The sequence below is a fragment of the Pseudoduganella sp. RAF19 genome (assembly GCF_052114165.1).
Taxonomy (GTDB): Bacteria; Pseudomonadota; Gammaproteobacteria; order Burkholderiales; family Burkholderiaceae_D; genus Rugamonas.
Genome location: NZ_JBFREF010000001.1, coordinates 45,415 through 68,663, shown reverse-complemented (window position 1 = coordinate 68,663; position 23,249 = coordinate 45,415). Strand labels below are relative to the sequence as shown.

General features: G+C 63.3%; 22 protein-coding genes. 9 read left to right on the top strand and 13 right to left on the bottom strand.

The window, feature by feature from the left end; genetic code table 11:
- Positions 1-4: 4 nt before the first annotated feature.
- The 3 genes from AB4Z19_RS00290 to AB4Z19_RS00280 all read left to right on the top strand — a co-directional run bounded on the left by AB4Z19_RS00290 (position 5) and on the right by AB4Z19_RS00280 (position 4,125).
- A complete protein-coding gene (locus AB4Z19_RS00290; protein WP_442033850.1) occupies positions 5-1,162 on the top strand; it encodes an ABC transporter permease in 1,158 nt (385 codons plus the stop codon).
- Entirely contained in the window at positions 1,162-2,328 is a 1,167-nt protein-coding gene (locus AB4Z19_RS00285) for an ABC transporter permease (protein ID WP_442026487.1), read from the top strand. Before AB4Z19_RS00290 ends, AB4Z19_RS00285 begins: the two co-directional genes overlap by 1 nt.
- A 108-nt stretch (positions 2,329-2,436) precedes the next feature.
- Positions 2,437-4,125, top strand: coding sequence for a diguanylate cyclase (locus AB4Z19_RS00280; RefSeq protein ID WP_442033848.1), 1,689 nt, complete (start codon positions 2,437-2,439; stop codon positions 4,123-4,125).
- Here the strand turns inward: AB4Z19_RS00280 and maiA are convergent, their stop codons facing one another.
- Genes maiA through AB4Z19_RS00265 form a run of 3 tightly spaced genes read right to left on the bottom strand, consistent with a single transcriptional unit; the run spans position 4,126 to position 6,327 of the window.
- Positions 4,126-4,773, bottom strand: coding sequence for a maleylacetoacetate isomerase (gene maiA, locus AB4Z19_RS00275; RefSeq protein WP_442026485.1), 648 nt, complete (start codon positions 4,771-4,773; stop codon positions 4,126-4,128). It abuts the gene before it with no gap.
- Positions 4,770-5,792 (bottom strand): fumarylacetoacetate hydrolase family protein, encoded by a 1,023-nt coding sequence (locus tag AB4Z19_RS00270; protein WP_442033846.1) that lies wholly within the window; start codon positions 5,790-5,792, stop codon positions 4,770-4,772. The genes maiA and AB4Z19_RS00270 overlap by 4 nt, the downstream gene beginning before the upstream one ends.
- Position 5,793: 1 nt before the next feature.
- The gene (locus AB4Z19_RS00265; RefSeq protein WP_442026483.1) at positions 5,794-6,327 is read right to left on the bottom strand and encodes a VOC family protein; all 534 of its coding nucleotides are present in this window, start codon (positions 6,325-6,327) and stop codon (positions 5,794-5,796) included.
- A gap of 88 nt (positions 6,328-6,415) precedes the next feature.
- Between AB4Z19_RS00265 and AB4Z19_RS00260 the strand changes: the two genes are divergently transcribed.
- Positions 6,416-7,285, top strand: coding sequence for a LysR family transcriptional regulator (locus tag AB4Z19_RS00260; protein WP_442026482.1), 870 nt, complete (start codon positions 6,416-6,418; stop codon positions 7,283-7,285).
- An 8-nt stretch (positions 7,286-7,293) separates the two neighbouring features.
- On the top strand, positions 7,294-7,866 hold the full coding sequence (locus tag AB4Z19_RS00255) for a gamma-glutamylcyclotransferase (protein WP_442034429.1): 573 nt from the start codon (positions 7,294-7,296) through the stop codon (positions 7,864-7,866).
- Here AB4Z19_RS00255 and AB4Z19_RS00250 read toward each other — a convergent pair.
- Positions 7,863-9,017: a PA0069 family radical SAM protein gene (locus tag AB4Z19_RS00250; protein WP_442033844.1), complete on the bottom strand. Its 1,155-nt coding sequence runs from the start codon at positions 9,015-9,017 to the stop codon at positions 7,863-7,865. The genes AB4Z19_RS00255 and AB4Z19_RS00250 overlap by 4 nt on opposite strands.
- Before the next feature lie 152 nt (positions 9,018-9,169).
- On the opposite strand from AB4Z19_RS00250, the gene AB4Z19_RS00245 reads away from it, so the two are divergent.
- From AB4Z19_RS00245 to AB4Z19_RS00235, 3 genes are read left to right on the top strand one after another with little or no spacing between them, the layout of a single operon-like run.
- The gene (locus AB4Z19_RS00245) at positions 9,170-9,748 is read left to right on the top strand and encodes a DUF2760 domain-containing protein (RefSeq protein WP_442023080.1); all 579 of its coding nucleotides are present in this window, start codon (positions 9,170-9,172) and stop codon (positions 9,746-9,748) included.
- The gene (locus AB4Z19_RS00240; RefSeq protein ID WP_442023079.1) at positions 9,745-11,586 is read left to right on the top strand and encodes an Hsp70 family protein; all 1,842 of its coding nucleotides are present in this window, start codon (positions 9,745-9,747) and stop codon (positions 11,584-11,586) included. The genes AB4Z19_RS00245 and AB4Z19_RS00240 overlap by 4 nt, the downstream gene beginning before the upstream one ends.
- Positions 11,583-14,384, top strand: coding sequence for an Hsp70 family protein (locus tag AB4Z19_RS00235; RefSeq protein WP_442023078.1), 2,802 nt, complete (start codon positions 11,583-11,585; stop codon positions 14,382-14,384). The genes AB4Z19_RS00240 and AB4Z19_RS00235 overlap by 4 nt, the downstream gene beginning before the upstream one ends.
- Here the strand turns inward: AB4Z19_RS00235 and AB4Z19_RS00230 are convergent.
- The 9 genes from AB4Z19_RS00230 to AB4Z19_RS00190 all read right to left on the bottom strand — a co-directional run bounded on the left by AB4Z19_RS00230 (position 14,368) and on the right by AB4Z19_RS00190 (position 22,604).
- The gene (locus AB4Z19_RS00230; protein ID WP_442033842.1) at positions 14,368-14,967 is read right to left on the bottom strand and encodes a tRNA-uridine aminocarboxypropyltransferase; all 600 of its coding nucleotides are present in this window, start codon (positions 14,965-14,967) and stop codon (positions 14,368-14,370) included. The genes AB4Z19_RS00235 and AB4Z19_RS00230 overlap by 17 nt on opposite strands.
- On the bottom strand, positions 14,964-15,341 hold the full coding sequence (locus tag AB4Z19_RS00225) for a VOC family protein (protein ID WP_442033840.1): 378 nt from the start codon (positions 15,339-15,341) through the stop codon (positions 14,964-14,966). Before AB4Z19_RS00225 ends, AB4Z19_RS00230 begins: the two co-directional genes overlap by 4 nt.
- 46 nt (positions 15,342-15,387) lie before the next feature.
- Positions 15,388-16,362 carry a type VI secretion system protein TssA gene (gene tssA / locus AB4Z19_RS00220; RefSeq protein ID WP_442023075.1) on the bottom strand — a complete coding sequence of 325 codons (975 nt, stop codon included), beginning with the start codon at positions 16,360-16,362 and terminating at the stop codon, positions 15,388-15,390.
- Between the two features lie 9 nt (positions 16,363-16,371).
- The gene (tssH, locus tag AB4Z19_RS00215; protein WP_442033838.1) at positions 16,372-19,023 is read right to left on the bottom strand and encodes a type VI secretion system ATPase TssH; all 2,652 of its coding nucleotides are present in this window, start codon (positions 19,021-19,023) and stop codon (positions 16,372-16,374) included.
- Positions 19,020-19,445, bottom strand: a complete 426-nt coding sequence (gene tssE, locus AB4Z19_RS00210) for a type VI secretion system baseplate subunit TssE (protein WP_442033836.1) — start codon at positions 19,443-19,445, stop codon at positions 19,020-19,022. Before tssE ends, tssH begins: the two co-directional genes overlap by 4 nt.
- A gap of 68 nt (positions 19,446-19,513) precedes the next feature.
- Entirely contained in the window at positions 19,514-20,005 is a 492-nt protein-coding gene (locus AB4Z19_RS00205) for an Hcp family type VI secretion system effector (RefSeq protein ID WP_442023072.1), read from the bottom strand.
- Between the two features lie 27 nt (positions 20,006-20,032).
- Positions 20,033-21,514 (bottom strand): type VI secretion system contractile sheath large subunit, encoded by a 1,482-nt coding sequence (gene tssC, locus AB4Z19_RS00200; protein WP_442023071.1) that lies wholly within the window; start codon positions 21,512-21,514, stop codon positions 20,033-20,035.
- Between the two features lies 1 nt (position 21,515).
- Positions 21,516-22,010: a type VI secretion system contractile sheath small subunit gene (gene tssB, locus AB4Z19_RS00195; RefSeq protein ID WP_442023070.1), complete on the bottom strand. Its 495-nt coding sequence runs from the start codon at positions 22,008-22,010 to the stop codon at positions 21,516-21,518.
- 9 nt (positions 22,011-22,019) lie between these two features.
- Positions 22,020-22,604 (bottom strand): tetratricopeptide repeat protein, encoded by a 585-nt coding sequence (locus tag AB4Z19_RS00190; protein ID WP_442023069.1) that lies wholly within the window; start codon positions 22,602-22,604, stop codon positions 22,020-22,022.
- A 173-nt stretch (positions 22,605-22,777) separates the two neighbouring features.
- Between AB4Z19_RS00190 and tssJ the strand changes: the two genes are divergently transcribed.
- On the top strand, positions 22,778-23,245 hold the full coding sequence (gene tssJ, locus AB4Z19_RS00185; RefSeq protein WP_442023068.1) for a type VI secretion system lipoprotein TssJ: 468 nt from the start codon (positions 22,778-22,780) through the stop codon (positions 23,243-23,245).
- Positions 23,246-23,249: the final 4 nt, after the last annotated feature.

Genomic DNA, 23,249 nt, shown 5'->3' with positions numbered 1-23,249 from the left:
CATCATGTATCTGCTCAAGCTGATCGCCCGCAACGCCTTCCGCCACAAGCTGCGCACGGTGCTCACGGTGCTCGGCCTGATGGTGGCGACGATCTCGTTCGGCTTTTTGCAGACCGTGGTCGATGCCTGGTACGCGGGCGCGGAAGGCGCGGCCGCCACCACGCTCGTCACCCGCAACGCCACCTCGCTGGTGTTTCCCCTGCCCTTGTCCTACGAAGCCCGTATCCGCGCCGTGGATGGCGTATCCGGCGTCGGCTACGCCAACTGGTTTGGCGGGGTTTATCAGGACCCGAAAAACTTCTTCGCCCAGTTCGCGATCTCCGGCAAGAGCTATCTGGACATCTATCCCGACTATCTGATGCCCGAAGCCGACCGCGCCGCCTTCCTGCGCGACCGCAAAGGCGCTATCGTCGGCCGCAAACTCGCCGAGCAGTATGGCTTCAAGGTGGGCGACATCATTCCGATCAAGGGCACCATTTATCCCGGCACCTGGGAATTCGTGGTGCGCGCCATCTACGACGGCGCCAAGACCACCACCAACACCGCCACCATGTTCTTCCACTGGGACTACATCAACGAAGCCATCAAGCGACAGGCGCCGCGCCGGGCCAACCAGATTGGCGTTTACGTGGTGGAGATCCGCCAGCCGGAAGATGCGGCTTCCATTTCTGCCGCCATCGACGCCACATTCCGCAACTCGCTGGCCGAAACCCTGACCGAGACGGAGAAAGCTTTCCAGCTGGGCTTTGTGTCGATGTCGGAAGCGATTGTGGTGGCGATCCGCGTAGTGTCCTTCGTGGTGATCGTGATCATCATGGCCGTGATGGCGAACACCATGGCGATGAGCGCCCGCGAACGGCTGGCCGAATACGCCACGCTCAAGGTGCTGGGCTTTGGTCCGGGCTTCCTGACCATGCTGATTTTCGGCGAATCGCTGCTACTGGCCATGGTCGGCTGCCTGCTGGGCGTTGCGCTGCTGTTCCCGCTCGCCGCCGGCTTCGCAAAACTGATGGGCACCATGTTCCCCGTGTTTGAAGTCGCGCCGCTGACGGTGCTGCAGCAGATCCTTGCTGCGCTGGCGGTCGGCGCCATTGCCGCCATCGCGCCCACACTGCGCGCCACGCGCGTGAACATCGTTGAAGGCTTGCGGAGCATAGGCTGATGAAAGTCCCCTTCTCCTACATCGCCCGCAATCTCTGGACGCGCCGCCTGACCACGATTCTCACGGCAGGCGGCCTGGCGCTGGTGGTCTTCGTATTCGCCACGGTGCTGATGCTGGATGAAGGCTTGCGCACCACGCTCGTCACCACGGGCGAATACAACAACGTCGTCGTGATCCGCCGTTCCGCCGAAACGGAAGTGCAGAGTGGCGTGGACCGCAAGCAGGCATCCGTAGTCGCCAGCCACCCCGCCATTGGCCTCGGCCCGGACGGCCAGCCCATGCTGTCGAAAGAAACCGTGGTGCTGATTTCCCTGCCCAAGCGCGGCTCGGACAAGCCCTCCAATATCGTGATCCGCGGCGTCAGCGAACGTGGCTCCGCCATGCGTCCGCAAGTGAAGCTGACGGAGGGCCGCATGTTCCGGCCCGGCGCATCCGAGGTGATTGCGGGCGCCAGCATCGCGCGCCGCTTCGTTGGCGCAGGCATCGGAGAAACCCTGCGCTTCGGCCAGCGCGAGTGGACCGTGGTTGGCCTGTTCGACGCCGGCAACAGCGGTTTCGATTCCGAGATCTGGGGCGATGCCGATCAGCTGATGCAGGCCTTCCGCCGCTCGGCGTATTCCTCCGTGATCGTACGGCTGGCCGACAGCAATGACTTCGAGCGCTTCAAGAAGGACATCGAATCCGACCCACGGCTGACGCTGGAAGCCAAGCGCGAACAGACTTTTTATGCCGACCAGTCCAAGGCCCTGTCCAACTTCATCAGCATTCTGGGGCTGGCGCTGTCCATCATCTTCTCGATCGGCGCCATGATCGGCGCCACCATCACCATGTATGCCTCAGTAGCCAACCGCGTCGGCGAAATCGGCACCCTGCGCGCACTCGGCTTCCAGCGCCGCAGCATCCTCGCCGCCTTCCTGACCGAAGCCATGCTGCTGGCACTGGTGGGCGGTGCGGCGGGGCTGTTCTGCGCGTCCTTCATGCAATTCCTGTCATTCTCGACTACCAACTTCCAGTCCTTTTCCGAGCTGGCCTTCGGCTTCAAACTCAGTCCCGCCATCGTCTCCAAGACCCTGATGTTTTCCCTGTTCATGGGCTTCATCGGCGGCTTCCTGCCCGCCGTGCGCGCGGCCCGCCTGAAGATCGTCGATGCCCTGCGCGCGGCCTGATACTACATTTTTGAATTGTTGTTTTGTTGCCACTAAGATTGCATTCTGGGAAATTACCCATGGTACACTTTCCGCCGGGCAAATGAATGCCCGTGCTTTTTGGAATTTATGCCACCTTCGCCCCTGCGCACTGCTGTTCTTCGCCTTCTGGCTTGCTGCTGGCTCGCGTTCGCGTGGCTGGGCTCCGCTGCCGCCGCCGATGAGGAGCGCCAGGTCCTGATCCTGTATTCCCTGGGCTCGGATTCCGTCTCGACCTGGCAGAAGCTGGTCCACAAAGGCCTGTACGATGAGCTGGGCCGCAGCACCCTGAGCAGCACGCCCGCCATTTTCGAAGAACGCTTCGACGCCAATCTGGTCGGCGAATCGCAGGCGCTGGAAGGCATGGCGCCCTACCTGCGCACCAAATATGCCGCCGTCAAATTCGACGCCATCGTCACCGAGAATTCCATCGCGGCCAGCTTCCTGGCCGCCCATCCCGAACTTTTCCCCGGTGTGCCGCGCCATTACGTGAACCATGGCCGGGAAGGCTGGCGGCCCACGGACGGCACGGGCTATGAAGTGCGCTCCGACTTCGCGCGCGCCATCGGCGTGATACCGGTCATCGCACCGGGCGTGCGGCGCATCGCGGTGGTGGGCGATCAGTCGCCGCGTTGCCAGGAATGGATCGCCGCCATCCGCAGCGTGGCCCAGGGCTTCAACAAACGCCTCTCTTTTGAATACTGGGACAACCAGACCTTCGACGACTTGCGCCGCGCCGCGCAAAGCCTGGACCGCAGCACCGCCGTCTTCCTGCTGACGACGAGCCGCGACAGCACGGGCGCGCAGATATCGTCCGGCGAACTGGCGCGCACACTGGCAGCCATCAGCCCTGCTCCCGTGTTCACCCATTCGGAATCGCTGGTGCAGCCCGGCGTGGTGGGCGGTTATGTCGTCAGCGGCGAAAGCGTGGGTCGCATGATTGCCCATATCCTGCTCGGCGAACCCGCCTCGCAAGAGCACGTGCAAGGCTACCTGTTCGACTATTCGGCCGCACAGCGCTTCCACTTGCGTAATTTGCCGGCCGATGCCGTGGTGCGCAATCGTCCACAGGATGTGTGGGCCTTATACCGCTGGCAGATCATCAGCGCCATCGCCCTGATCGTGCTGGAGGGCGTGCTGATTACCTCACTGTATATCGCCCTGCGCGACCGCCGCCGCACCAACGCCGCGCTGGCGGACGAACGCAACAACCTGGAAGACCGCGTGCTTCAGCGCACGCTGGAGCTGCTGATGGCCAACCAGAAGCTGGAACAGCTGGCCACCACCGATCCCCTGACCGGTATCGCCAACCGCCGCAAGATGACCGACCAGGTCTCGCATGAACTGGAACGTGCGCGGCGCTTCAAACATCCGCTGTCGCTGCTGATGATCGACATCGACCATTTCAAGCGCATCAACGATACCTTCGGCCATGAAGTGGGCGACAAAGCCATTGTCGCCGTGGCCAGGCTGCTGACGGAATCCATGCGCAGCACCGACCTGGCGGCGCGCTTTGGCGGTGAGGAATTCGTGCTGCTGATGTCGGAAACGAATATCGAAGTCGCGATGCGCGCGGCCGAGCGCTTGCGTTCAGCAGTATCAATGATACACGTGAACGCGGAAGACGGCGCGCCGGTGGCGCTGACGATCAGCGTTGGCGTAGCGTCCGCCGATCCTACCGGCATTCAAGACTCGCCGTCTTCGCTGCTGGTGCGCGCGGACAAAGCCTTGTACCGCGCCAAGAAGGATGGCCGCAACCTGGTGGTCGCGGGCCAGTAATTACGCTTCGGTGTCCGGCTGGTTGGACGGGTGCGCGGCAATGAAGGCTGGCAGATTTTCGCAGTTGGCCGCGATGCGCGAGATCAGCGGGAACTGCGCCATATCGATTTCGAAGCGGCGCGCGTTGAACACCTGCGGCATCAGGAAGCAATCCGCCATGGTTGGCGTATCGCCATAGCAGAAGCGGCCCACATCGCCATCGCGGTCCAGATGCGCCTCCAGCGACTGCATGCCCAGCACATTCCAATGCTTCCACCATTCGGTCTTGGCTTCTTCCGTAAAGCCAAGCGGGCCTTTGAGGTGCTTCAGCACGCGCAGATTGGTCAGGGGATGGGTGTCGCAGCCGATGATCTGCGACAGCGCGCGCACGCGGGCGCGGCCCACCGCATCCTGCGGCAGCAATGGCACCATGGGATGCACTTCTTCCAGATACTCGATGATGGCCATCGATTGCGTCAGCACCACGCCATTGTCTTCCAGCGCAGGAATCAGGGCGCTGGGATTAACGCTGGTGAAGGCTTCCTTGCGCTGCTCGCCGCCATCGCGCAGCAGGTGCACGGGAACGGCGTCGTACTCCAGCCCCTTCAGATTCAGCGCAATGCGCACGCGGTAGGCGGCCGAACTGCGGAAGTAGGTGTACAGCTTCATGCACGCTCTCCATAAGGACGGACGGTCTGTTCGATGGCGCCAAAGATAGTTTTGCCTTGCTGGTCATGCATCTCGATGCGCACCTGGTCGCCGAACTGCAGGAAGCCGGTCTGCGGCTTGCCCGATTCGATGGTTTCGTACATGCGCACCTCGGCCAAGCAGCAGTAGCCGACGCCGCCGTTGGCGATGCTGGAACCGTGCAGGCTGCCCTGCTTGTTGGACACCGTGCCCGAGCCAATAATCGTACCGGCACACAGCTCGCGCGTCTGCGCCGCATGCGCCACCAGCTGGGCGAAGTTGAAGGTCATGTCCTCGCCTGCATTCGGCTTGCCAAAAGGCTGGCGATTGATCTGCACTAGCAGCGGCAGGCGTACTTTGGCATCGTCCCAGGCCTTGCCCAGTTCATCGGGCGTAACGGCCACCGGCGAGAAAGCGCTGGCCGGTTTGGACGTGAAAAAGCCGAAGCCCTTGGCCAGTTCGTTCGGAATCAGGTTACGCAGCGAGACATCGTTCACCAGCATGACCAGACGGATCGCCTGCCCTGCTTCTTCAAGGGATGCGCCCATCTTCACATCGCCCGTCACCACCGCCACTTCCGCTTCCAGGTCGATGCCCCACTCTTCGCTCAGCGCATACACCGGATCGCGCGGACCGACGAAAGAATCGGAGCCACCCTGGTACATCAGCGGATCGGTGTAGAAGGACTCCGGCACTTCCGCTTTACGCGCCTTGCGCACCAGCTCCACGTGATTGATGTAGGCCGAACCGTCCGCCCACTGGTAGGCACGCGGCAGCGGCGAGTGGCATTGCTTTTCGTCGAAAGGCTTGGCGCCGGATGCGCTGCCCTGGTTCAGCAAGGCGTAAATCTGTTTCAGTTGCGGTGCGGCGGTGTTCCAGTTGTCCAGTGCGGCTTGCATGGTTGGTGCGATATTGGGAACGGCCTGGCACATTTTCAGGTCGCGCGATACGACGACCAGGCGGCCGTCGCGGCTGCCATCTTTCAGGGTTGCGAGCTTCATTTTATTTTTCCTGCGGGGCGTGCATCCAGGCGGCGTGCTTGGGCGCTTTTTTCGTTTTAGACCATTCTTCCAGCATTTCCCACTTCACGTCGTCCAGCTTTTTCATCATTTCCGGCGTGCCGACGTTGGCCGCCAGTTCCAGGCGGTGGCCGTTCGGATCGAAGAAATAGATCGACTTGAAGATGGTGTGATTGACGGGACCCAGCACGTCGATGCCGCCGGCGACCAGGCGCTCTTTGGCGGCCAGCAGCTCGTCCATCGAGTCCACTTCCAGCGCCAGGTGCTGCACCCAGGCCGGAGTGTTTTCATCGCGGCCCATGGTGGGCTGGGTCGGCAGTTCGAAGAAGGCCAGCACGTTGCCGTGGCCAGCGTCCAGGAACACGTGCATGTAAGGGTCCGGCGCCTTGGTCGATGGCACCTCGTCTTCGGCGATGGCCAGCACGAAGTTCATGTTCAGGTGCTTCACGTACCAGTCCACGGTCTCCTTTGCGTCCTTGCAGCGGTAGGCGACGTGGTGGATTTGCTTGATTTTCATGGCGGGGTCTCCTCAGTATTCCGACATTAAACTCCCGTTTCAGCTATCATACAAACGATATTTTCATGGCAATTTATTAGATTTCCTGATGAGTCCAACCGTTCGCCAGATGCGCGCCCTCGTTGCGCTGGCCCGCACCGGCAGCTTCACCCTTGCTGCCGAGCTGCTGCACGTAACCCAGTCCGCCCTGTCCGGCCAGATCAAGGAGCTGGAACAGTTGCTGGGCGTGAAAGCGGTGGAGCGCAATACGCGCCGCGTGCAGCTGTCGGAAGTGGGCCGCGAGCTGTATCCCCTGTTCGACAAGATGCTGCAGGACCTGGACGGCGCCATGGCCGATATCGCCAGCCGCAAGGCGCTGAAGAAAGGCATCGTGCGCGTGGCCGCGCCGCAGATGCTGAGCTGCACCCTGCTGCCGGAGGTGATTGCTTCTTATCGCGAGGCCTATCCGGGCGTGCAGGTGCAGCTGATCGACTGCCCGGTCGACAATGTCTCGCCGCGCGTTTCCAGCGGCGAGGTGGACGTGGGCATTGGTCCCGAGCGCGACCTGCTGGGCGATGTGGATGCGCAGCTGCTGTTCGAAATGCCCTTCATGGCGGTGTTCCCGGCCGGCCATCCGCTGGCCGCCCAGGATTGCGTGCGCTGGTCCGAACTGAATGCCCATCCTTTGATTGCACTGCAGGGCCAGTTCACCGAGCGCCTGCTGCGCGAGATGCACTCGCTCAGCCCTTATAACGAAGTGACCTTCATGACGACGGCCCTGGCCATGGTCGCCGCCGGCCTTGGTGTGACGGCCTGCCTGCCGTACGCCGCGACCATGGTGCGCCGCTACGGACTGGAAATGCGTCCGCTCACCGAACCCGAATTGATGCGCAAGTTCTTCATTTACACCAAGGCCTCGCGCACGCCTTCGCCCGCTGCGGAACGCTTCATCAGCTTCCTCGGCGAACACGCCCTATAATGATCGCCATGACTCACGACACCAGTGCAATCAACAAAACGATGGATATGTTCGACGGCCACCATAGCGTGTGGCTGTTCGGATATGGGTCCCTGATCTACAAAGCCGACTTCCCCTTCATCGACCGCCGCCCCGCCAGCATCACCGGCTGGACGCGCCGCTTCTGGCAAGGCTCGCACGATCACCGCGGCACGCCCGAGTCGCCCGGCCGCGTGGCGACCTTGATCCCGGAAGAAGGCGCGGTCTGCCACGGTGTGGCTTACCTCGTCACGCCCGAAGAATTCGCCCATCTCGACCACCGCGAGAAAAACGGCTACCTGCGCCTGGCCATCGACATCCGTTTCGACAATGACGGCAGCGTCGAAGAAGGCCTGGTCTACATCGCCACCGCCGACAACGCCGCCTACCTCGGCGACGCCCCTGTCGAAGAAATTGCCCGCCACATCGCGGCAGCCTCCGGCCCCAGCGGCCCCAACATCGAATATCTCCTCCGCCTGGCCGAATCCCTGCGCGACATGGGCCACCACGACGAGCACGTCCACGCCATCGAAGAACACCTGGCCGCGCTGAACAAGGCTTAAAACAGATCCATCTGCCCCGCTGCTGCGGCGGCTTTGGCGCGCGGACTGAGCGCGGGAACGATCAGAGGGCGCTTGAATTGGGTGCAGTCGAGCTGGCGGAAGCGAGTGCCGCGGCCAAGCATGCCGAGGCGCTTGGTGGCTTTGGCGATGCGCTGGTCGATCAGGTCGGCCCAGATACCTTCACCGTGCATGCGGTTGCCGAAGGTCGCGTCGTAATCCTTCCCGCCGCGCATATCGCGAACGCGGTTCATCACGCGCGCCGCGCGGTCGGGGAAATGGGCCTCCAGCCATTCCTTGAACAGCGGACTCACTTCCCATGGCAGGCGCAGCACCACATAGCTCGCCATCACCGCCCCGGCATCACGCGCGGCCTTCATCACTTTCTCGATATCCGGCTCGGTCACAAACGGAATGATGGGCGCGATACTCACGCCGACGGGGATGCCCGCCTTGGCCAGCGTTTCGACGGTGCGCAGGCGGCGTGAAGGTGCGGCGGCGCGCGGCTCCAGGGTACGCGAGATCTTGCTGTCCAGCGTAGTGATGGTGATCGACGCTGCGGCCAGATTTTTGGCCGCCATCGCGCCGAGAATGTCCACATCGCGCTCGATCAAGGAAGACTTGGTAATCAGGCCCACCGGATGATCGCACTCCTGCAGCACTTCCAGCACGCGGCGCGTAATCCTGTACTGGCGCTCGCAGGGCTGATAAGCGTCCGTGTTGACGCCCAGCGCGATGGGTTCCGGAACGTAGCTCGCCTTGGCCAGCTCACTGCTCAGCAGCTCGGGCGCATTGGTCTTGGCGAACAGGCGCGTTTCGAAGTCCAGCCCCGGCGACAAGCCCAGATAGCTGTGCGAGGGACGCGCGAAACAATAAATGCAGCCGTGTTCGCAGCCACGGTAGGGATTCAGCGATACATTGAAAGGAATGTCCGGCGACTGGTTGCGCGTCAAAATCGACTTGGCCGTTTCGTCGGTGACGTGGGTGCGCCAGGCCTTGGGCTCCTCTTCCTCGCGCTCCCAGCCATCGTCATACAGCTCGCGCCCGAACACCTCATAGCGCCCCTGCAGGTTGGACACCGCCCCGCGCCCTTTTTGCGCCTTCAGCGACTGCGGCGGCAGCATGACCTGCCCCTCGAATTCTTCGTCCTGCATGAGCTGCCTCGGATACTGTATATATATCCAGTATTTTAAGCCTCACAGCGGCCAGCCGCAAGCGCGGCGGCAGACAGCCCCGCCGGAGATGTGGTCGAACTGGTATCATTCGCACTCCTCCTGGGATGTCCCCCACCTTCAAAGAGCAATAAATGAACAAACCAACAACGCTGCCCTCCTTCGGGAGCCGGATTTCCCTCGCCATCGGTGCTTTTTTCAAGATCCTTGGCGACGCCGAATTCGCTGCCCGCGTGCGCGATGACCAGGTTGGCCCCGTCGCGGCCCCTGTTCCCGCACCGGCCCCTGCGCCAGCCCCTGCTCCAGCACCAGCCGCCGCGCCACTGCGCGAAGCCACGCCGGACGCAGCCCTGCAGCTTCTCAGCCTGCTGCAACGCGAAGCGCGCCTGATCGATTTCACGCAAGAGAATCTGTCCGGCTATGCCGACGCAGACATTGGCGCCGCGGCGCGCGTGGTGCACGAAGGCTGCGCCAAAGTGCTGCGCGAGCACTTCAGCATCGAATCCGTGCGCAACGAAGCCGAAGGCAGCCGCATTACGCTGCCGGAGGGCTTCGACGCGGCCGCCGTGCGCCTGACCGGCAACGTGGTCGGCAAGGCCCCCTTCACCGGTACGCTGAGCCACCGTGGCTGGCGCGCCACCAGCGTGCATCTGCCGAAACTGGCGGAAGCACATGACGCAAAAATCCTGGCGCCGGCCGAGGTGGAACTGTGAGCGATTCCCGTTACGCCATTGGCATCGACCTTGGCACCACGCACAGCGCCCTGTCCTATGTGGACCTGGGCGGCAGCGACGGCGAGAAAACCCAGCACGGCGTGTTGCCGATTCCGCAGCTGACCGGCCCCGGCACCGTCGAAGACTTGCCGCTGCTACCGTCCTTCCTTTATCTGCCGCACGCCGATGAACTGGCGCCCGGCGATCTGCAAATGCCATGGGCCGCTCAAGCGGGCCAGGTGACGGGCGAAATGGCGCGCAGCCGCGGCGCCACCACGCCGATCCGCCTGGTGTCGAGCGCCAAGAGCTGGCTGTGCCACCCTGGCGTGGACCGCCGCGCCGCCATCCTGCCGAACGATGCGCCGGAAGAAGTGCAGCGCGTGTCGCCACTGGAAGCATCCACGCGCTACCTGCAGCACCTGCGCAGCGCCTGGGACAAGGCGCATCCGGAAGCGCCTTTCAACGAGCAGGCCATCACGGTCACGATTCCCGCATCCTTCGATCCGGCCGCGCGCGAACTGACGGCCGAAGCCGCGAAGGCCGCCGGCTACGAAGCCATGACGCTGCTGGAAGAACCACAGGCTGCCCTGTACAGCTGGATTCAGGGCAGCGATGGCCGCTGGCGCAAGGAAGTGAAGCCGGGCGACATCATCCTGGTGGTCGACGTGGGCGGCGGCACCAGCGACTTCTCGCTGATCGCCATCCTGGAACGCGACGGCAAGCTGGAACCGCACCGCGTGGCCGTGGGCGACCATATCCTGCTGGGCGGCGACAATATGGACCTGGCCCTGGCCCATCTCGTGGCGCGCAAGCTGGCCGCGAATGGCACGCAGCTGGACGCCTGGCAGCTGCGCGCCCTGACCTACGGCTGCCGCGCCGCCAAGGAAAACCTGCTGGCCAATGCCCAAGCCGAGACCTGGCCTATCGTGGTGCCAAGCCGCGGCTCGAAACTGATTGGCGGCTCGATCCGCACCGAACTGACGCGCGCTGAAGTGACCACCTTCATCACCGACGGTTTCTTCCCGCTTGTTGAGGCATCGGCGCGTCCGGCTGTGCGACCTCGCGCGGGCCTGACCCAGCTTGGCCTGCCTTACGCGCAGGACGCCGCCATCACCCGCCACCTGGCCGCCTTCCTTGGCCGCCAGGTGGGCGCAACGGCTGAACTGGAAGGCTTCACGCCAAATCCGGCCCACACCTTCCTGCATCCGAGCGCGGTGCTGTTCAACGGCGGCGTGTTCAAGTCCGAGCTGCTGTCGCAGCGCGTGATGGATACTATCAACGGTTGGCTATCCACCGAAGGCGCCGAACCGGCGCGTATGCTGGGTGGCGCCGACCTGGATCTGGCCGTAGCACGCGGCGCGGCTTACTACAGCTATGTGCGTCGCGGCGCCGGTGTGCGCATCCGTGGCGGCACGGCGCGTTCCTACTATGTGGCGGTCGAATCCTCGATGCCGGCGATTCCGGGCATGGAGCCGCCAATCCAGGCGCTGTGCGTGGCGCCGTTCGGCATGGAAGAAGGTAGCGAGTTGGAACTGCCGGGCCAGGAATTCGGTCTGGTGGTCGGCGAGCCGGTGCACTTCCGCTTCTTCGGTTCCTCCGTGCGCCGTCAGGACCAGATCGGCGATGTGCTCGATTCCTGGAGCCCCGATGAACTGATCGAGCTGAATGAAATCCAGGCCACGCTGTCGCCGGAAGGCCGTCAGTCGGGCGATGTAGTGCAGGTGCGCCTGCATGCTTATGCCAGCGAAGCGGGTACGCTCGAACTGCTGGCGGTGGCCCGCGATGGCCAGCGCTGGAAGGTGGAGTTCGACGTGCGCGGCGCCGCTGAGGGGCAATGACCTATTTAGTCGGCATCGACCTGGGCACCACGAATACGGTGCTCGCTTATGCGGCGCCTGGCGCCGCCATTGAACTCTTCCCCATCGAGCAGCTGATCGCGCCCGGCGAAGTCGCGGCGCAGACGCTGCTCCCTTCTCTGCGTTACCATCCCGCTCCAGGCGAACTTCCCGGCAGCACTGGCGCGGCCGGCGATGCCGTGATCGGCGCCCTCGCGCGCAAGCTTGGCGCTCAGGTGCCGGGCCGCCTCGTCGCCAGCGCCAAGAGCTGGCTCTCGCATCCCGACGTCGACCGCACCGCCCCCATCCTGCCGTGGGGCGCCGACGCCGATGTGCCGAAAGTCTCGCCGGTCGAGGCCAGCGCAAGCTATCTCACCCACCTGCGCCATGCCTGGAATGCGCGCTTCCCCAAGCAGCCGCTGGAACGCCAGCAGATTGTGCTGACCATTCCGGCGTCCTTCGATGAAGGCGCGCGTGCCCTCACGCTGCAAGCGGCGCGCATGGCCGGATTGTCCGTGCGCCTGCTGGAAGAGCCGCAGGCGGCCTTCTACGATTGGTTGCATCGGCATCGCGATACGCTGGCTTCCGAGCTGGCCGGCGCTAAACTCGTGCTGGTTGCCGACGTCGGCGGCGGTACCACGGACTTCAGTCTGATCAGCGTCGCACTGCGCGATGGCCAGCCGGAGCTGACGCGCATTGGCGTCGGCAACCACCTGATCCTGGGTGGCGACAATATGGACCTGGCGCTGGCACGGCTGGCCGAATCGCGGCTGCCCGGCGGCGGCGGCGCGGCCGGGACGCGCCTGTCCGCCGGCCAGCTCGCGCAGCTCACCGAGCGCGCCCGCTCCGCCAAAGAACTGCTGCTGGCGCCGGACGCGCCCGAGCAGACCACGATCACCCTGCTGGGTTCGGGCTCGCGCCTGATCGGCGGCAGCCGCAGCGCCACGCTGACGCGCACCGAGGTCGAACAGATTGTCGTCGACGGCTTCTTCCCGCGCAACGAACAGCAGGAAAGCGCCAGGCGCTCGCGCGGCGGCATCGTCGAATTCGGCCTGCCCTATGCCAGCGATCCCGCAGTGACACGCCACCTGGCCAGCTTCCTGCGCCAGCACGCGACCGCCGCCCGCGCGGCACTCGGCCTGCCGGACGATGGCAAGCTGCCCGTGCCCGACACGCTGCTGCTGAACGGCGGCGTGTTCCACGCTGAAGCGCTGGCCAGGCGACTGGCCGATACGCTGTCCAACTGGCGCGGTGCGCCGGTGCGCGTGCTACACAACGATAATCCGGACGTGGCCGTGGCGCGCGGCGGCGTGGCCTACACCTTGGGCAAGCAAGGACTGTCGCCCACCATCGGCGGCGGTTCGCCGCGCAGCTATTACCTGTTGCTGGACAGCGCCCGCGCGCCTGGCGTATCGCGCCGCGCAGTATGCATCCTGCCGCGCGGTGCCGAGACGGGCCGTGAGATCCGGCTGGAAGACCGCAGCTTCGCACTGCGCCTGGGGCGCCCGGTGCGCTTCCACATTGTCTCGACCATCGCCGACGAGCGTCAGCCGCTGGCGGGCGAACTGGCCGATTTGAGGCCGGACGATTTCGTCCAGCTGCCGGTCGTCGCCACCGTTCTGCGCGACAGCGGCAACGCGTCGGCACGCAAGGAAATTCCCGTGCAGCTGGCCGCCTCGCTCAGCGAAGTCGGCACGCTTGAAGTGCATTGCGTGTCTGCCGACGAGCAGCGCTGGCTGCTGGAATTCGACCTGCGCGCCGGCGCCGCAGATGCCGCCGACAGCGAGTCCGGCGTAGCGGACAATGAACCTGCGCTGCCGGCACGCTTTGGCGAAGCGGTCGAGAGAATCGACCGCATCTTCGGCACCCGCGCGCAGCAAGTCGACATCAAGGAAGTGCGCCAGCTGCGCAGCCAGCTTGAACACCTGCTGAGCAGCCGCGAGAAATGGGAAACGCATTTGCTGCGTGGCCTGTTCGACGCGCTGGTCGAACGCGCCAAAGGCCGCCGCCGTTCACCCGAACACGAGCGCGCGTGGCTGAATCTGAGCGGATTCTGCCTGCGTCCCGGCTTCGGTCACCCGCTGGACGAGTATCGCATCGAACAGCTGTGGGCACTGTTCGAGCAAGGCGTGCAGCACCACAAAGACACCCAAGTCGCGGCCGAATGGTGGACGCTTTGGCGCCGGGTGTCCGGAGGTCTGTCCCCAGAAGCGCAACTGCGCTTGCTGGACGATTTCGCCTTCAACTTGCAAGCCGACGCCGCCGAGCGCGGGCGCCGTCCCATCACGCTGGTCAACGGCAGCGAAGACGATATGCTGCGTCTCGGTGCATCGCTGGAACGCATCCCGTCCGCGTACAAGGCCGAAATCGGCGACTGGATGATGGGGGAACTGGCCAAGGCGCCCAAGCTGGCCCTGAAGGCCGAGGCCAAAGCTGCCGCGCTGTACACCCGCTACCTGTGGGCGCTAGGACGTGTCGGCGCGCGCCGCCCCTTCCATGGCAGCGCGCACGACGTGGCACCGATTGCAACGGTCGAAAAGTGGCTGAGCGAGTTGCTGAAACTGGACTGGCGCAAGATCGAACCGGCCGGTTTTGCAGCTGCTCATCTCGCACGCATGACAGGTGACCGCACACGCGACATCAATGAAACGCTGCGTGCCGAAATCGTCCGCCGCCTTGAGACTGCGGGCGCTCCGCCAAGCTGGCCGGCACTGGTGCGCGAAGTCGTGCAGCTGGATCAGGCCAGCGAACAGCGCATGCTTGGTGAAGCACTGCCGCCAGGACTCAAGCTCCTGAGCTGATTGTGCCGCGCGCGGCCAGCGCCTGCTGCTGCGCGACGAACTGATCGAAAGCAGCGATCAAAGAATCGTATTTGTGCTCATCGCCTTCCAGCTGCGCCAGCGCGTAAGCTGTAGCTTCCAGCGTAGACAACTGATCGGGCTTGTGCGCTTTGCGGATCAGGTAATGCGAAGGCGGCGTATCGCGCAGCGGCAAGCGCGGCATGGCTTGCAACTGCGGGTTCAGGTAAAGCATCTTGCGGCTCTTGCGCCAGGTAGCGTCCAGCACCACCAGCGTCAACTCTTCCGCGCGCCAGGCCGGATCGAACGGAGGTGGTGGCGCGAGGCCAAGCGAGCGGTCGCCAGGCGTCTCAGGATAAAGCAATACCGCCCGGCGCGGCATCGGCAGCACATCAAACTGCTCGCCAACCATCAGCGTGCTGCCTTTCAGGCACATATGCAGCAAGCGGCCGCTGTTCTTGGCGTTCGCGACTTCCATTGGATGCTGCAGAATCAGCACGTCAGCCGCGCTCTGCACCGGCATCACGCAGCCGCAAATGCATGTTGTCGATGGCCGCAGACAGGCCGCGCATACTGCCCGCTTCATGCCTTCTCTGAGATCTCGATCAGGTTCAGATCCGGATCGCGCAGGTAGATGGAGCGGATCGGCCAGTTGGCGCCGGTCCGCATCACCGGACCCTCTTCGATCGCCACATGGGCCGCATTGAGGCGCTCGATGACCTCGTCCAATGGTATGGAAGCGATGAAGCACAGGTCCAGCGAACCGGGCGTCGGTACGTCAGCTTTCGGCAGGAATTCCTTGCCGTATTCGTGCAGATTGATCTTCTGCGAACCGAATTTGAAGGCCATGCGGCCTGCACCGAAAGTCTCCAGCTGCATGCCCAGCAGGCGCGTGTAGAAATCGACGCAGCGCTCCTTGTCGCGCGTGGTCAGGACGAGGTGGTCGAGATGATCGATCATGCGGAGGCTCCCGGTTACGGATGTCCCGCCATTGTAGCGGCTTGCGCTAGCCCGCGCCGAGCAGTTCGTCCAGCTGCGCTGCAAGCGCTGGGTCTTTGACCACGGAATGCAGCCATTCGTGCAGCGGCATATCGCCCCAGGCGGCGGCTTTTTGGGCCAGGTAAGCCACGGGGCTGTGCGGTTCCGTTCTGCGGAAGAAGTCAGCGATCTGCCGCAACTGCGCCAGGGCCTGGGTGCGCGTGCAGAGCGCGCCGCTGTGCGCGGAGGGCCTGCCGCCGGTTTCTTCGCCATCAACAAGTGCCACGTCGGGTTCCGGCGCCAGCAAGCCGATAAAATCGATCGCATGCTGCACAGCCTCGCGCGCCGCCGCGAACGAGGGGCCATCCGCGCCTAAGCGCGTATCTACGGCCTGCTCCAGCGCACGCAAGGCGGACAGGCAGTAATCGGCATCTTCCAGCAGCGCCACGTTGAACGCTTCGGAATTGCCACGTCGCCGCGCGTCCAGCTCCGCAATCGTGGGCTGGCCGGGCTGCTCCGCGCGCGACGCACTCTGGCGCGCGCGTTCGAAGTCGAGCATCGTGATGCTGCCATCCTCCGACACCGGCATGTCCTTGACCAGCTGCGGCGTTTGTGACAGCAGCCAGCTTAGATTGCCGATGCGCTGCTCGAAATCGTCCTCGCCGAGCGGGTGTACGCGCTCCCAGTAGCGATCGCACAAGGCGGCCAACAGTCCGAATCCATCCGCCAGCCCGCGGAACTGCTGCGTGCGCGCTTGCGCCTCTGTCAGCCACACGGCGAGCTTGAGGTCCTTGCTGCGCGTCTGGATCAGCGCCGCGCAATGGCTGGCCACGAAAGGCCAGTCGGCTTCCTTCAGCGCCACGGTCCACTCGCCCTGCTCCAGGCTCGGATCGTCATGCTGGCGCGCACGGGCGATGGCGTCCACTTCGGCACTGAACGACAAATCCTCACCACACGGCTCGGTCACGCTGATGGGAACCAGAAGCTGTTCGATGCTGAGCATGCGGCCTCCTTATTTGATGGTGAGCTTGAACTGGCCGTGGCGATTGGCGCTGGCCTTGATCTTCGAGACGGGCGCGCCTTCCGCGATACGCGCGAGCACCACGTCCGCGATATCCGGCAGCAGCGTGCCGTTCAGGATATTGTCGATATTGCGCGCGCCGGAATCGACTTCCGTGCAGCGCGCCAGCACCGTTTCGAGCAGTGCTTCATCCCAGCTGAACTCCGCATGGTAGTTGTCGCTGACACGCTGGCCAATGCGCCCCAGTTTCAGTGCAATGATCTGCGTCAGCACATCATCGGCAACCGGATAGAAAGGCACGACTTCCAAGCGGCCGAGGAAGGCGGGCTTGAAGTGGCGCACCAGCAGTGGCCGCACCAGCGCATCAAGCTGCTCCGGCGCCGGTAACTCGGCCCTGGTCTTATTGAGGCAAGCCTGCATGATCGCCGCCGAGCCCAGATTGGAGGTCATGATTATCACCGCGTTGCGGAAATCGATTAGCCGGCCTTCAGCATCCTCCATAAATCCCTTGTCAAAAACCTGAAAGAATAATTCAGCAACGTCTGCGTGCGCCTTGTCGATTTCATCCAGCAGCACCACGCTGTATGGCGCGCGGCGTACAGCCTCCGTCAGCACACCGCCTTCGCCAAAGCCCACATACCCCGGCGGAGATCCTTTCAGGCCCGATATGCTGTGCGCCTCCTGATACTCGCTCATATTGATTGTGATGAGTTTGCGCTCGCCACCAAACAGCACGTCCGCCAGTGCCAGCGCTGTTTCAGTCTTGCCCACACCGGAGGGACCAGTGAACAGGAACACGCCCTTCGGCCTGGACGTATCCTCCAGATTGGCGCGCGCAATACGCATGCGCCGCGTGACGGTTTCAATGGCATGCGCCTGACCCAGCACGCGCGATTCCAGCGCGGGGCGCAGCTGCTGCACGGTGCGTACCTCGTCGCGCACCATTTTTCCGAGCGGGATGCCGGTCCATGCTGCGATCACCGCGGCCACCGTGTGTCCATCCACTTCAAGCGGCACCATCGGCGCATCGGCCTGCATTGCACGCAGCTCCTGCATCAATGGTGCGACCTGGGCGGTGCCGCCGTTGTCACGCGAAGCTGCGATTTGAGCACAAAGCGCTTTCTCGCGTTCCCAACGAGCAGCCAATTCGCCATGCCAGGCCAGCAGGGTGCCACGTTCGTCGCGCAAAGCAGACATCCGCGCCTCGGGTCCGGCAACGCGGTGCGATCCGCTCCGGCCATTGTGCGATGGGACCAGCGACACGGCGCCCTCGGCGATATCACGCTCCAGCGCAGCGATCTGCGACGACAGCCGCTCGATCTGGCGCGCAGCATCCTCCAGTAAAGCCGGCGCCGAAGTTTGGCCCAATGCGACACGAGCGCAGGCTGTGTCCAGAACACTGACCGCTTTGTCGGGCAACTGGCGGCCGGTGATATAGCGATGCGACAGGCGCACCGCTTCCGTCACGGCCTCGTCGCGCACACGAACGCCGAAATGATTTTCCATCAGCGGCACCATGGCGCGCAGCATTGACGCTGTAGTCTGCTCGTCCGGTTCATCCACTTTCACCACCTGGAAGCGTCGCGCCAGGGCCGCATCCTTCTCGAAGTATTTCTTGTATTCGCTCCACGTTGTTGCCGCAATCGTGCGCAGCTCGCCGCGTGCCAGCGCAGGTTTCAGCAAGTTGGCAGCATCGCCCTGTCCAGCCGGACCTCCGGCGCCGATCATCGAATGGGCCTCATCGATGAACAGGATAATGGCGTGCGGGCTGCGTTTCACTTCATCGATGACGTTCTTCAGGCGGCTCTCGAACTCGCCCTTTACGCTGGCGCCGGCCTGCAGCAGGCCCATATCCAGCACGTGAATCGCCACACCTTGCAGGCTTGGCGGCACATCATTCGCCGCGATGCGCAGGGCCAAACCTTCTACGATCGCCGTCTTGCCAACGCCCGCTTCGCCGGTCAGAATAGGATTGTTCTGGCGCCGGCGAGTCAGAATATCGATTACCTGCCGGATTTCGGCATCGCGTCCAACAACAGGATCAAGCTTGCCCTCTCTTGCCTGCCGCGTGAGGTTGGCGGTGAACTGGTCCAGTGCCTGGGTAGGCCGCAGCAGCTGTCCCGCGGCGTCCCCCGCACGCTCGCTGTCCGGCGTCGCCGCCATCGATTCGCCTGAGCCGCGCAAATATTTCTGTGGCTTGTGTTTGAGTTCATCCACCGGGAACTGCCCGAAAAGCTGAGAGGCACGGGCGGCGTACTGCGCCAGCGAAGGCTCCGTCAGCAGCGCAAGCAGCAAATGCAGGCTGCGGATTTCACCCGGCTGCGGCAAGCCGAGCGACGCGATCAGCCAGGCATGCTCCAGCAACAGCTGCAGGCGCCGCGAGAAAACCGGGACTCGCTCATTACCGGTTTTGAAGGTGCCAAGCTCGCGCCGCAAGTCCGCTTCCAGCGTGGTCAGACTGATACTGCATTTGCGCGCCACGGTGCAGATATCGCAATCCTGCTGGCCCAGCAAGGCCACGAACAGATGCTCGATATCGACCTCGCCATGTCCCATGCCCATGCAAAGATTGGCGGCACGCGTTGCCGCGCCGCGCGCCGTTTCATTCAACTTTCCGATCAGTGTTTTCAGGTTGATGCTCATGCTCGGGCTCCGCGTTTGATCGAGTAATGCAACGAAGATGGCTGCAGCAAGGCGTTGAAGCTGACGGGTTCACGCGCGCCGGGTGCTTGCAGCACGGCGCTGATGGAAAAGTCCACGCGGTTCACCGTGCCCGGCCGCGTCTCCAGGCGGACCCGCACATTGCGCAGCCGCGGTTCGTGACGTTCGACTGCCATACGCAGACTGGCGCAAATGCGCGCCCGGTCCTCGCTGCTGCCGAGACACATGGCGGCAAAATCGGCCAGCCCGTAATTCAGCACCGAGGCTGCGCATTCGGGATAAGCGCACTGCAGATGCGCGGGCAACACGCTGCGTGTATTCAGCAGGTCTTCCAGATCGCGGCCGACCGCATCCTTCAAATGCGTGACGTCGCGATCGCCCAACAGCCGGTCGAACAGGCTCATTGCCGCGTCCTTTCAGGGAAAAAAAGGGCCGCGGGGCCTTTTCTGCCGCCGCGGCCAATGCCGCCAGCTCAAATGATGCGGTTGGTCGCCAGGTCCCAGCCGCCGGAGGTGTTACCGCCCGCGCCGCCAGAAATCTTCTGCTGCGTGTATTTCCAGCGCACGCGCGAGAATTTGAAGCCGACTTCCTCCAGCAGAATGTCGCCCTCTTCCACACCCGGGCTGATGCCACTGACCAGCACATTGTCGATCTCGATTTCAAAATACTTCACGCGCTCTCCTTGCGCATCAGCGCGCATGAACTCGAACTTCGCTTTCGGAATGGTGCGGCCCGCGGCGCAGGTCTGCAGCAGAATCGGCGAAGACAGGTCGGCCAGCTTGGAGATCACGATATCGCGATGCTCGCAGCGTTCAGCGGTGTGGCCGCCACTCGTCGACGAAGTGGCGGAACGCGGCTGCTCCACGCCCCAGTTGACCGATTTGCATTCGATCCAGTCCTTGTGGCGGTCATCGGCGGATTCGCCCTTGATGCCATCGATATACAGGTAGACGTCAATTGCCATTGCATGCTCCTCTTCTCTGGTGGGTTATCAGTAGTTGGTCGTTTGCGGCAGCTCCGCGACCAAACGGAGAGACACGGTCAGTTCGTCCAGCTGGAAATGCGGCCGCAGGAAGCTCACGGCGCGGAACACGCCGGGCCGCCCAGGCACCTCGTGCACCTGCACCGAGGCCTCTCTCAGCGGGAACTGCGCCTTCTGCTCCTGGCTCGCGTTATCGTCCAGCAGGACATACTTCATCAGCCAGCGATTCAGAAAGTCTTCGACGCTGGAGGCGGAACTGAAGCTGCCTACTTTGTCGCGCATCATGGCCTTCATGTAATGCGCGATGCGCGAAACGGCGAAGATGTATTGCAGCTGGGATGACAGTACAGCGTTGGCATTGGCCGCTTCCGAGCTGTACCTGCGGGCCTTCTGCGCCGATTGCGCGCCAAAGAAGGCCGCATAGGCCGTGTTTTTGCAGTGGACGAGAGCGATGAATCCGAGATCGCTCAACTCCTTTTCGCGGCGGTCGGTAATGGCCACTTCGGTCGGGCATTTGAGCGCCACTTCGCCCTCGTCCGTCTTAAAGGTGTGAGTCGGCAGATCGTCGACCAGTCCCCCGCCTTCCACACCACGGATGGCGGCGCACCATCCGAATTCCTCAAACGCTTTGGTCAGTTTCGCCCCGAAGGCATAGGCTGCGTTGCACCACAGGTAGCGTTCATGGTCCGTGCCGTCGACGTCCTCCACAAAGTTGAAGCCTTCGACCGTGGTGCCATCGACCGGATTGAATGGCAGGCGGCCAAGAAAGCGCGGCAAGGCCAGGCCCACATAGCGCGAGTCCTCCGAATCGCGGAAAGCCTTCCATTTGGCGTATTCGACGGTATCGAGCACCTTGGCGAGATCGCGCGGCTTGCCGAGTTCACCGAAGCTCTCCAATCCGAACAGGCCCGGCGCTGCCGCCGTGATGAAGGGTGCATGCGATGCTGCGGCCACATGGGACATCTGCTCGATGAAGTACATGTCCTCCGGCTGGCGTGTGATCTCGAAGTCGCCCAGCAGCGCCGCGTACGGCGCACCACCGAAAGTGCCGAACTCCTCTTCGTACACTTTCTTGAACATCACGCTCTGATCGAACTCCAGCGCGCTCTGAAAGTCGCGCACCAGTTCACGTTTGGTGGCGTTCAGCATGCGCACTTTCAGGCCAGGGCCGGTGGCGCTATTGCGGACAAGGTAGTGCAGGCCCGTCCAGCTTTGCTCCAGCTTCTGGAATGCCGGTGCGTGCATGATGGCGCTCAGTTGCGCGGATATCAGGCGATCCAGTTCCGCCACCCGTGCGTCCAGCGTGGCGGAAAGATTATGCGACACCGTCACCGTTCCCTGCACCACCTGATTCACCAGCTCCGCGATGATGTCACGCGCGCGTTCATGCTCGGCACTGGATTTGGCCACCTTGCTTTCTTCGACGATGCGATCCAGCAAGTCCAGCGATTCGGCCGCAGCGGCAGGCATTGCTTGCAATTGGGCGGACATATTATTTCCCCTCGTCCGTCAGCGAGGAAAGCTGCTCGGTGTTTTGCAACACGTCCGTCAGCAAGTCTTCCAGCTTGTCGTTGCCGGCCAGCTTGTTGCGCAAATCGGCCAGCTTGCTACGGGTATCCAGCAGTTTGCTGAGTGGCTCGACCTGCCGCACCACGGACTCCGGCCGGAAGTCCGCCATCGACCGAAAGCGCAATTCGACTGGGAATTCGCCCTCTCCAGTCAGGGTGTTCTTGACCTGGAAGCGCGCCACCGGTTCAACGCCGCATAGAACTTCGTCGAAATTGCCGTTGTCGATGCCGACGAATTTACGGTCCTTCAGGCGTTTCTGCTCCACGTCCGAGTTGCCGCCAAAGTCGCCCACCACGCCCACCACGAAGGGCAGCTCCTTGTTTTCCATCGCGTCGCCAATCTCGACGTCGTAGGTCATTTGCACACGCGGCGCCCGAACTTTGGTCAGCCGCTTTTGCACGCTATCGCCATTTGCCATGGTCTTCTCCTATTTGAGTGCGCCGAAGGGATCGGCGCTGTTGGACGGTGATGGGACGAGCGTCTTGCCCTGCACAGGAACACTGCGCGGCAGCGCCGGTGCACTGCGCTTGGCCGTTCTGTTGGCTCCCTGTTGCGGCACCAGGACGTCCTCGCCCAGACTTGAGCGCAGCAGCTTCGCCAGTTCCTGGGCCTCGCTGCGCACGGGACCACCAAGATTGTTTTGCTGGCTCAGGTCCGCCAATGCCTTGGTGGACAGGCGCAGGCCGCTGACGGCAATGATGCTATTTCCCGTGCGGTCGGTGGGATCGCGCTGCAATGCCTCCAGCGCATTCGAGATGGCTTCGCCATAGCTGCCGCGATCGAACTTCATTTGCGCCATCTGCACCCAGGGCGTCTTGTCGGCGGGCCAGCTGGCACCGGCATTCTTCAAAATGGCGTAAGCCTTGTCATGCTGGCCGCTTGCAGCTGCGCGGTCGGCATCGGCCACCATGGACTCCAGCGACGCGGCCGGCGAGTGATCGAGCCGCATCTGTTGGCCGTCCGAGGCGCAGGCAGAGAGCAGCGCAGCACCTGCCAGAACGGGTATCGACATTAGTCTCATCGTGAGTCTCCTTGTTCGCGGTGTCGCCCATTATTGGTGGGATGTGCACATCAGCGATTGCGTTGTCTCAAAGTCCGGAGCGCGTCTCTTTCACGCTTTGCGCCGCCGCAAAAGCCCGCAGCTGTGGTGAAGATTTAATTGACACCTGACCAGAAGGAGTCGTAATGAAGAAATCATTTGCCCTCATGCCGTTGCTGGCCTTATGCGCCTGCGGTGGCTTGCGCATCGCGGAACCGCCTCAGCGCCAGGTGGCGCTGCGTCTGCAGGCCGCTCCTGGTCTGAATTTTGGACCGCAGGACCAGCCGCTGGCACTTGTCACCAGAATCTATAAGCTGCGGCAGCTGGCGGCCTTCCAGCGCGCATCGTTCGACTCCCTGCTGAACGGGTCCGACCTCGGTCCGGATCTGATCGAAATGCGCGAAGTCACGCTGGTGCCCGGACAACACTACGATGCCCTCGAAAAGCTCGATCGCGATGCGGCCTATATCGGCGTCGTGGGCCTGTTCAATGCACCGTGTCCGCAACAATGGCGGCTCGCCTTTCCAGCCAGGGAAGCTGAAAGATCCGGTATCTCGGTTGGCCTGAATAGCTGCGCGATCAGCGCGGGTGCGGGCGCAAGCCCCGTCAGATAAGGAG

Excerpts from the sequence above, each read along its gene's own strand:
- AB4Z19_RS00290 (WP_442033850.1), top strand. The coding sequence starts at position 5 with ATGTATCTGCTCAAGCTGATCGCCCGCAACGCCTTCCGCCACAAGCTG.
- AB4Z19_RS00285 (WP_442026487.1), top strand. The coding sequence starts at position 1,162 with ATGAAAGTCCCCTTCTCCTACATCGCCCGCAATCTCTGGACGCGCCGC.
- AB4Z19_RS00280 (WP_442033848.1), top strand. The coding sequence starts at position 2,437 with ATGCCACCTTCGCCCCTGCGCACTGCTGTTCTTCGCCTTCTGGCTTGC.
- maiA (WP_442026485.1), bottom strand. The coding sequence starts at position 4,773 with ATGAAGCTGTACACCTACTTCCGCAGTTCGGCCGCCTACCGCGTGCGC.
- AB4Z19_RS00270 (WP_442033846.1), bottom strand. The coding sequence starts at position 5,792 with ATGAAGCTCGCAACCCTGAAAGATGGCAGCCGCGACGGCCGCCTGGTC.
- AB4Z19_RS00265 (WP_442026483.1), bottom strand. The coding sequence starts at position 6,327 with ATGAAAATCAAGCAAATCCACCACGTCGCCTACCGCTGCAAGGACGCA.
- AB4Z19_RS00260 (WP_442026482.1), top strand. The coding sequence starts at position 6,416 with ATGAGTCCAACCGTTCGCCAGATGCGCGCCCTCGTTGCGCTGGCCCGC.
- AB4Z19_RS00255 (WP_442034429.1), top strand. The coding sequence starts at position 7,294 with ATGACTCACGACACCAGTGCAATCAACAAAACGATGGATATGTTCGAC.
- AB4Z19_RS00250 (WP_442033844.1), bottom strand. The coding sequence starts at position 9,017 with ATGCAGGACGAAGAATTCGAGGGGCAGGTCATGCTGCCGCCGCAGTCG.
- AB4Z19_RS00245 (WP_442023080.1), top strand. The coding sequence starts at position 9,170 with ATGAACAAACCAACAACGCTGCCCTCCTTCGGGAGCCGGATTTCCCTC.
- AB4Z19_RS00235 (WP_442023078.1), top strand. The coding sequence starts at position 11,583 with ATGACCTATTTAGTCGGCATCGACCTGGGCACCACGAATACGGTGCTC.
- AB4Z19_RS00230 (WP_442033842.1), bottom strand. The coding sequence starts at position 14,967 with ATGAAGCGGGCAGTATGCGCGGCCTGTCTGCGGCCATCGACAACATGC.
- AB4Z19_RS00225 (WP_442033840.1), bottom strand. The coding sequence starts at position 15,341 with ATGATCGATCATCTCGACCACCTCGTCCTGACCACGCGCGACAAGGAG.
- tssA (WP_442023075.1), bottom strand. The coding sequence starts at position 16,362 with ATGCTCAGCATCGAACAGCTTCTGGTTCCCATCAGCGTGACCGAGCCG.
- tssH (WP_442033838.1), bottom strand. The coding sequence starts at position 19,023 with ATGAGCATCAACCTGAAAACACTGATCGGAAAGTTGAATGAAACGGCG.
- tssE (WP_442033836.1), bottom strand. The coding sequence starts at position 19,445 with ATGAGCCTGTTCGACCGGCTGTTGGGCGATCGCGACGTCACGCATTTG.
- AB4Z19_RS00205 (WP_442023072.1), bottom strand. The coding sequence starts at position 20,005 with ATGGCAATTGACGTCTACCTGTATATCGATGGCATCAAGGGCGAATCC.
- tssC (WP_442023071.1), bottom strand. The coding sequence starts at position 21,514 with ATGTCCGCCCAATTGCAAGCAATGCCTGCCGCTGCGGCCGAATCGCTG.
- tssB (WP_442023070.1), bottom strand. The coding sequence starts at position 22,010 with ATGGCAAATGGCGATAGCGTGCAAAAGCGGCTGACCAAAGTTCGGGCG.
- AB4Z19_RS00190 (WP_442023069.1), bottom strand. The coding sequence starts at position 22,604 with ATGTCGATACCCGTTCTGGCAGGTGCTGCGCTGCTCTCTGCCTGCGCC.
- tssJ (WP_442023068.1), top strand. The coding sequence starts at position 22,778 with ATGAAGAAATCATTTGCCCTCATGCCGTTGCTGGCCTTATGCGCCTGC.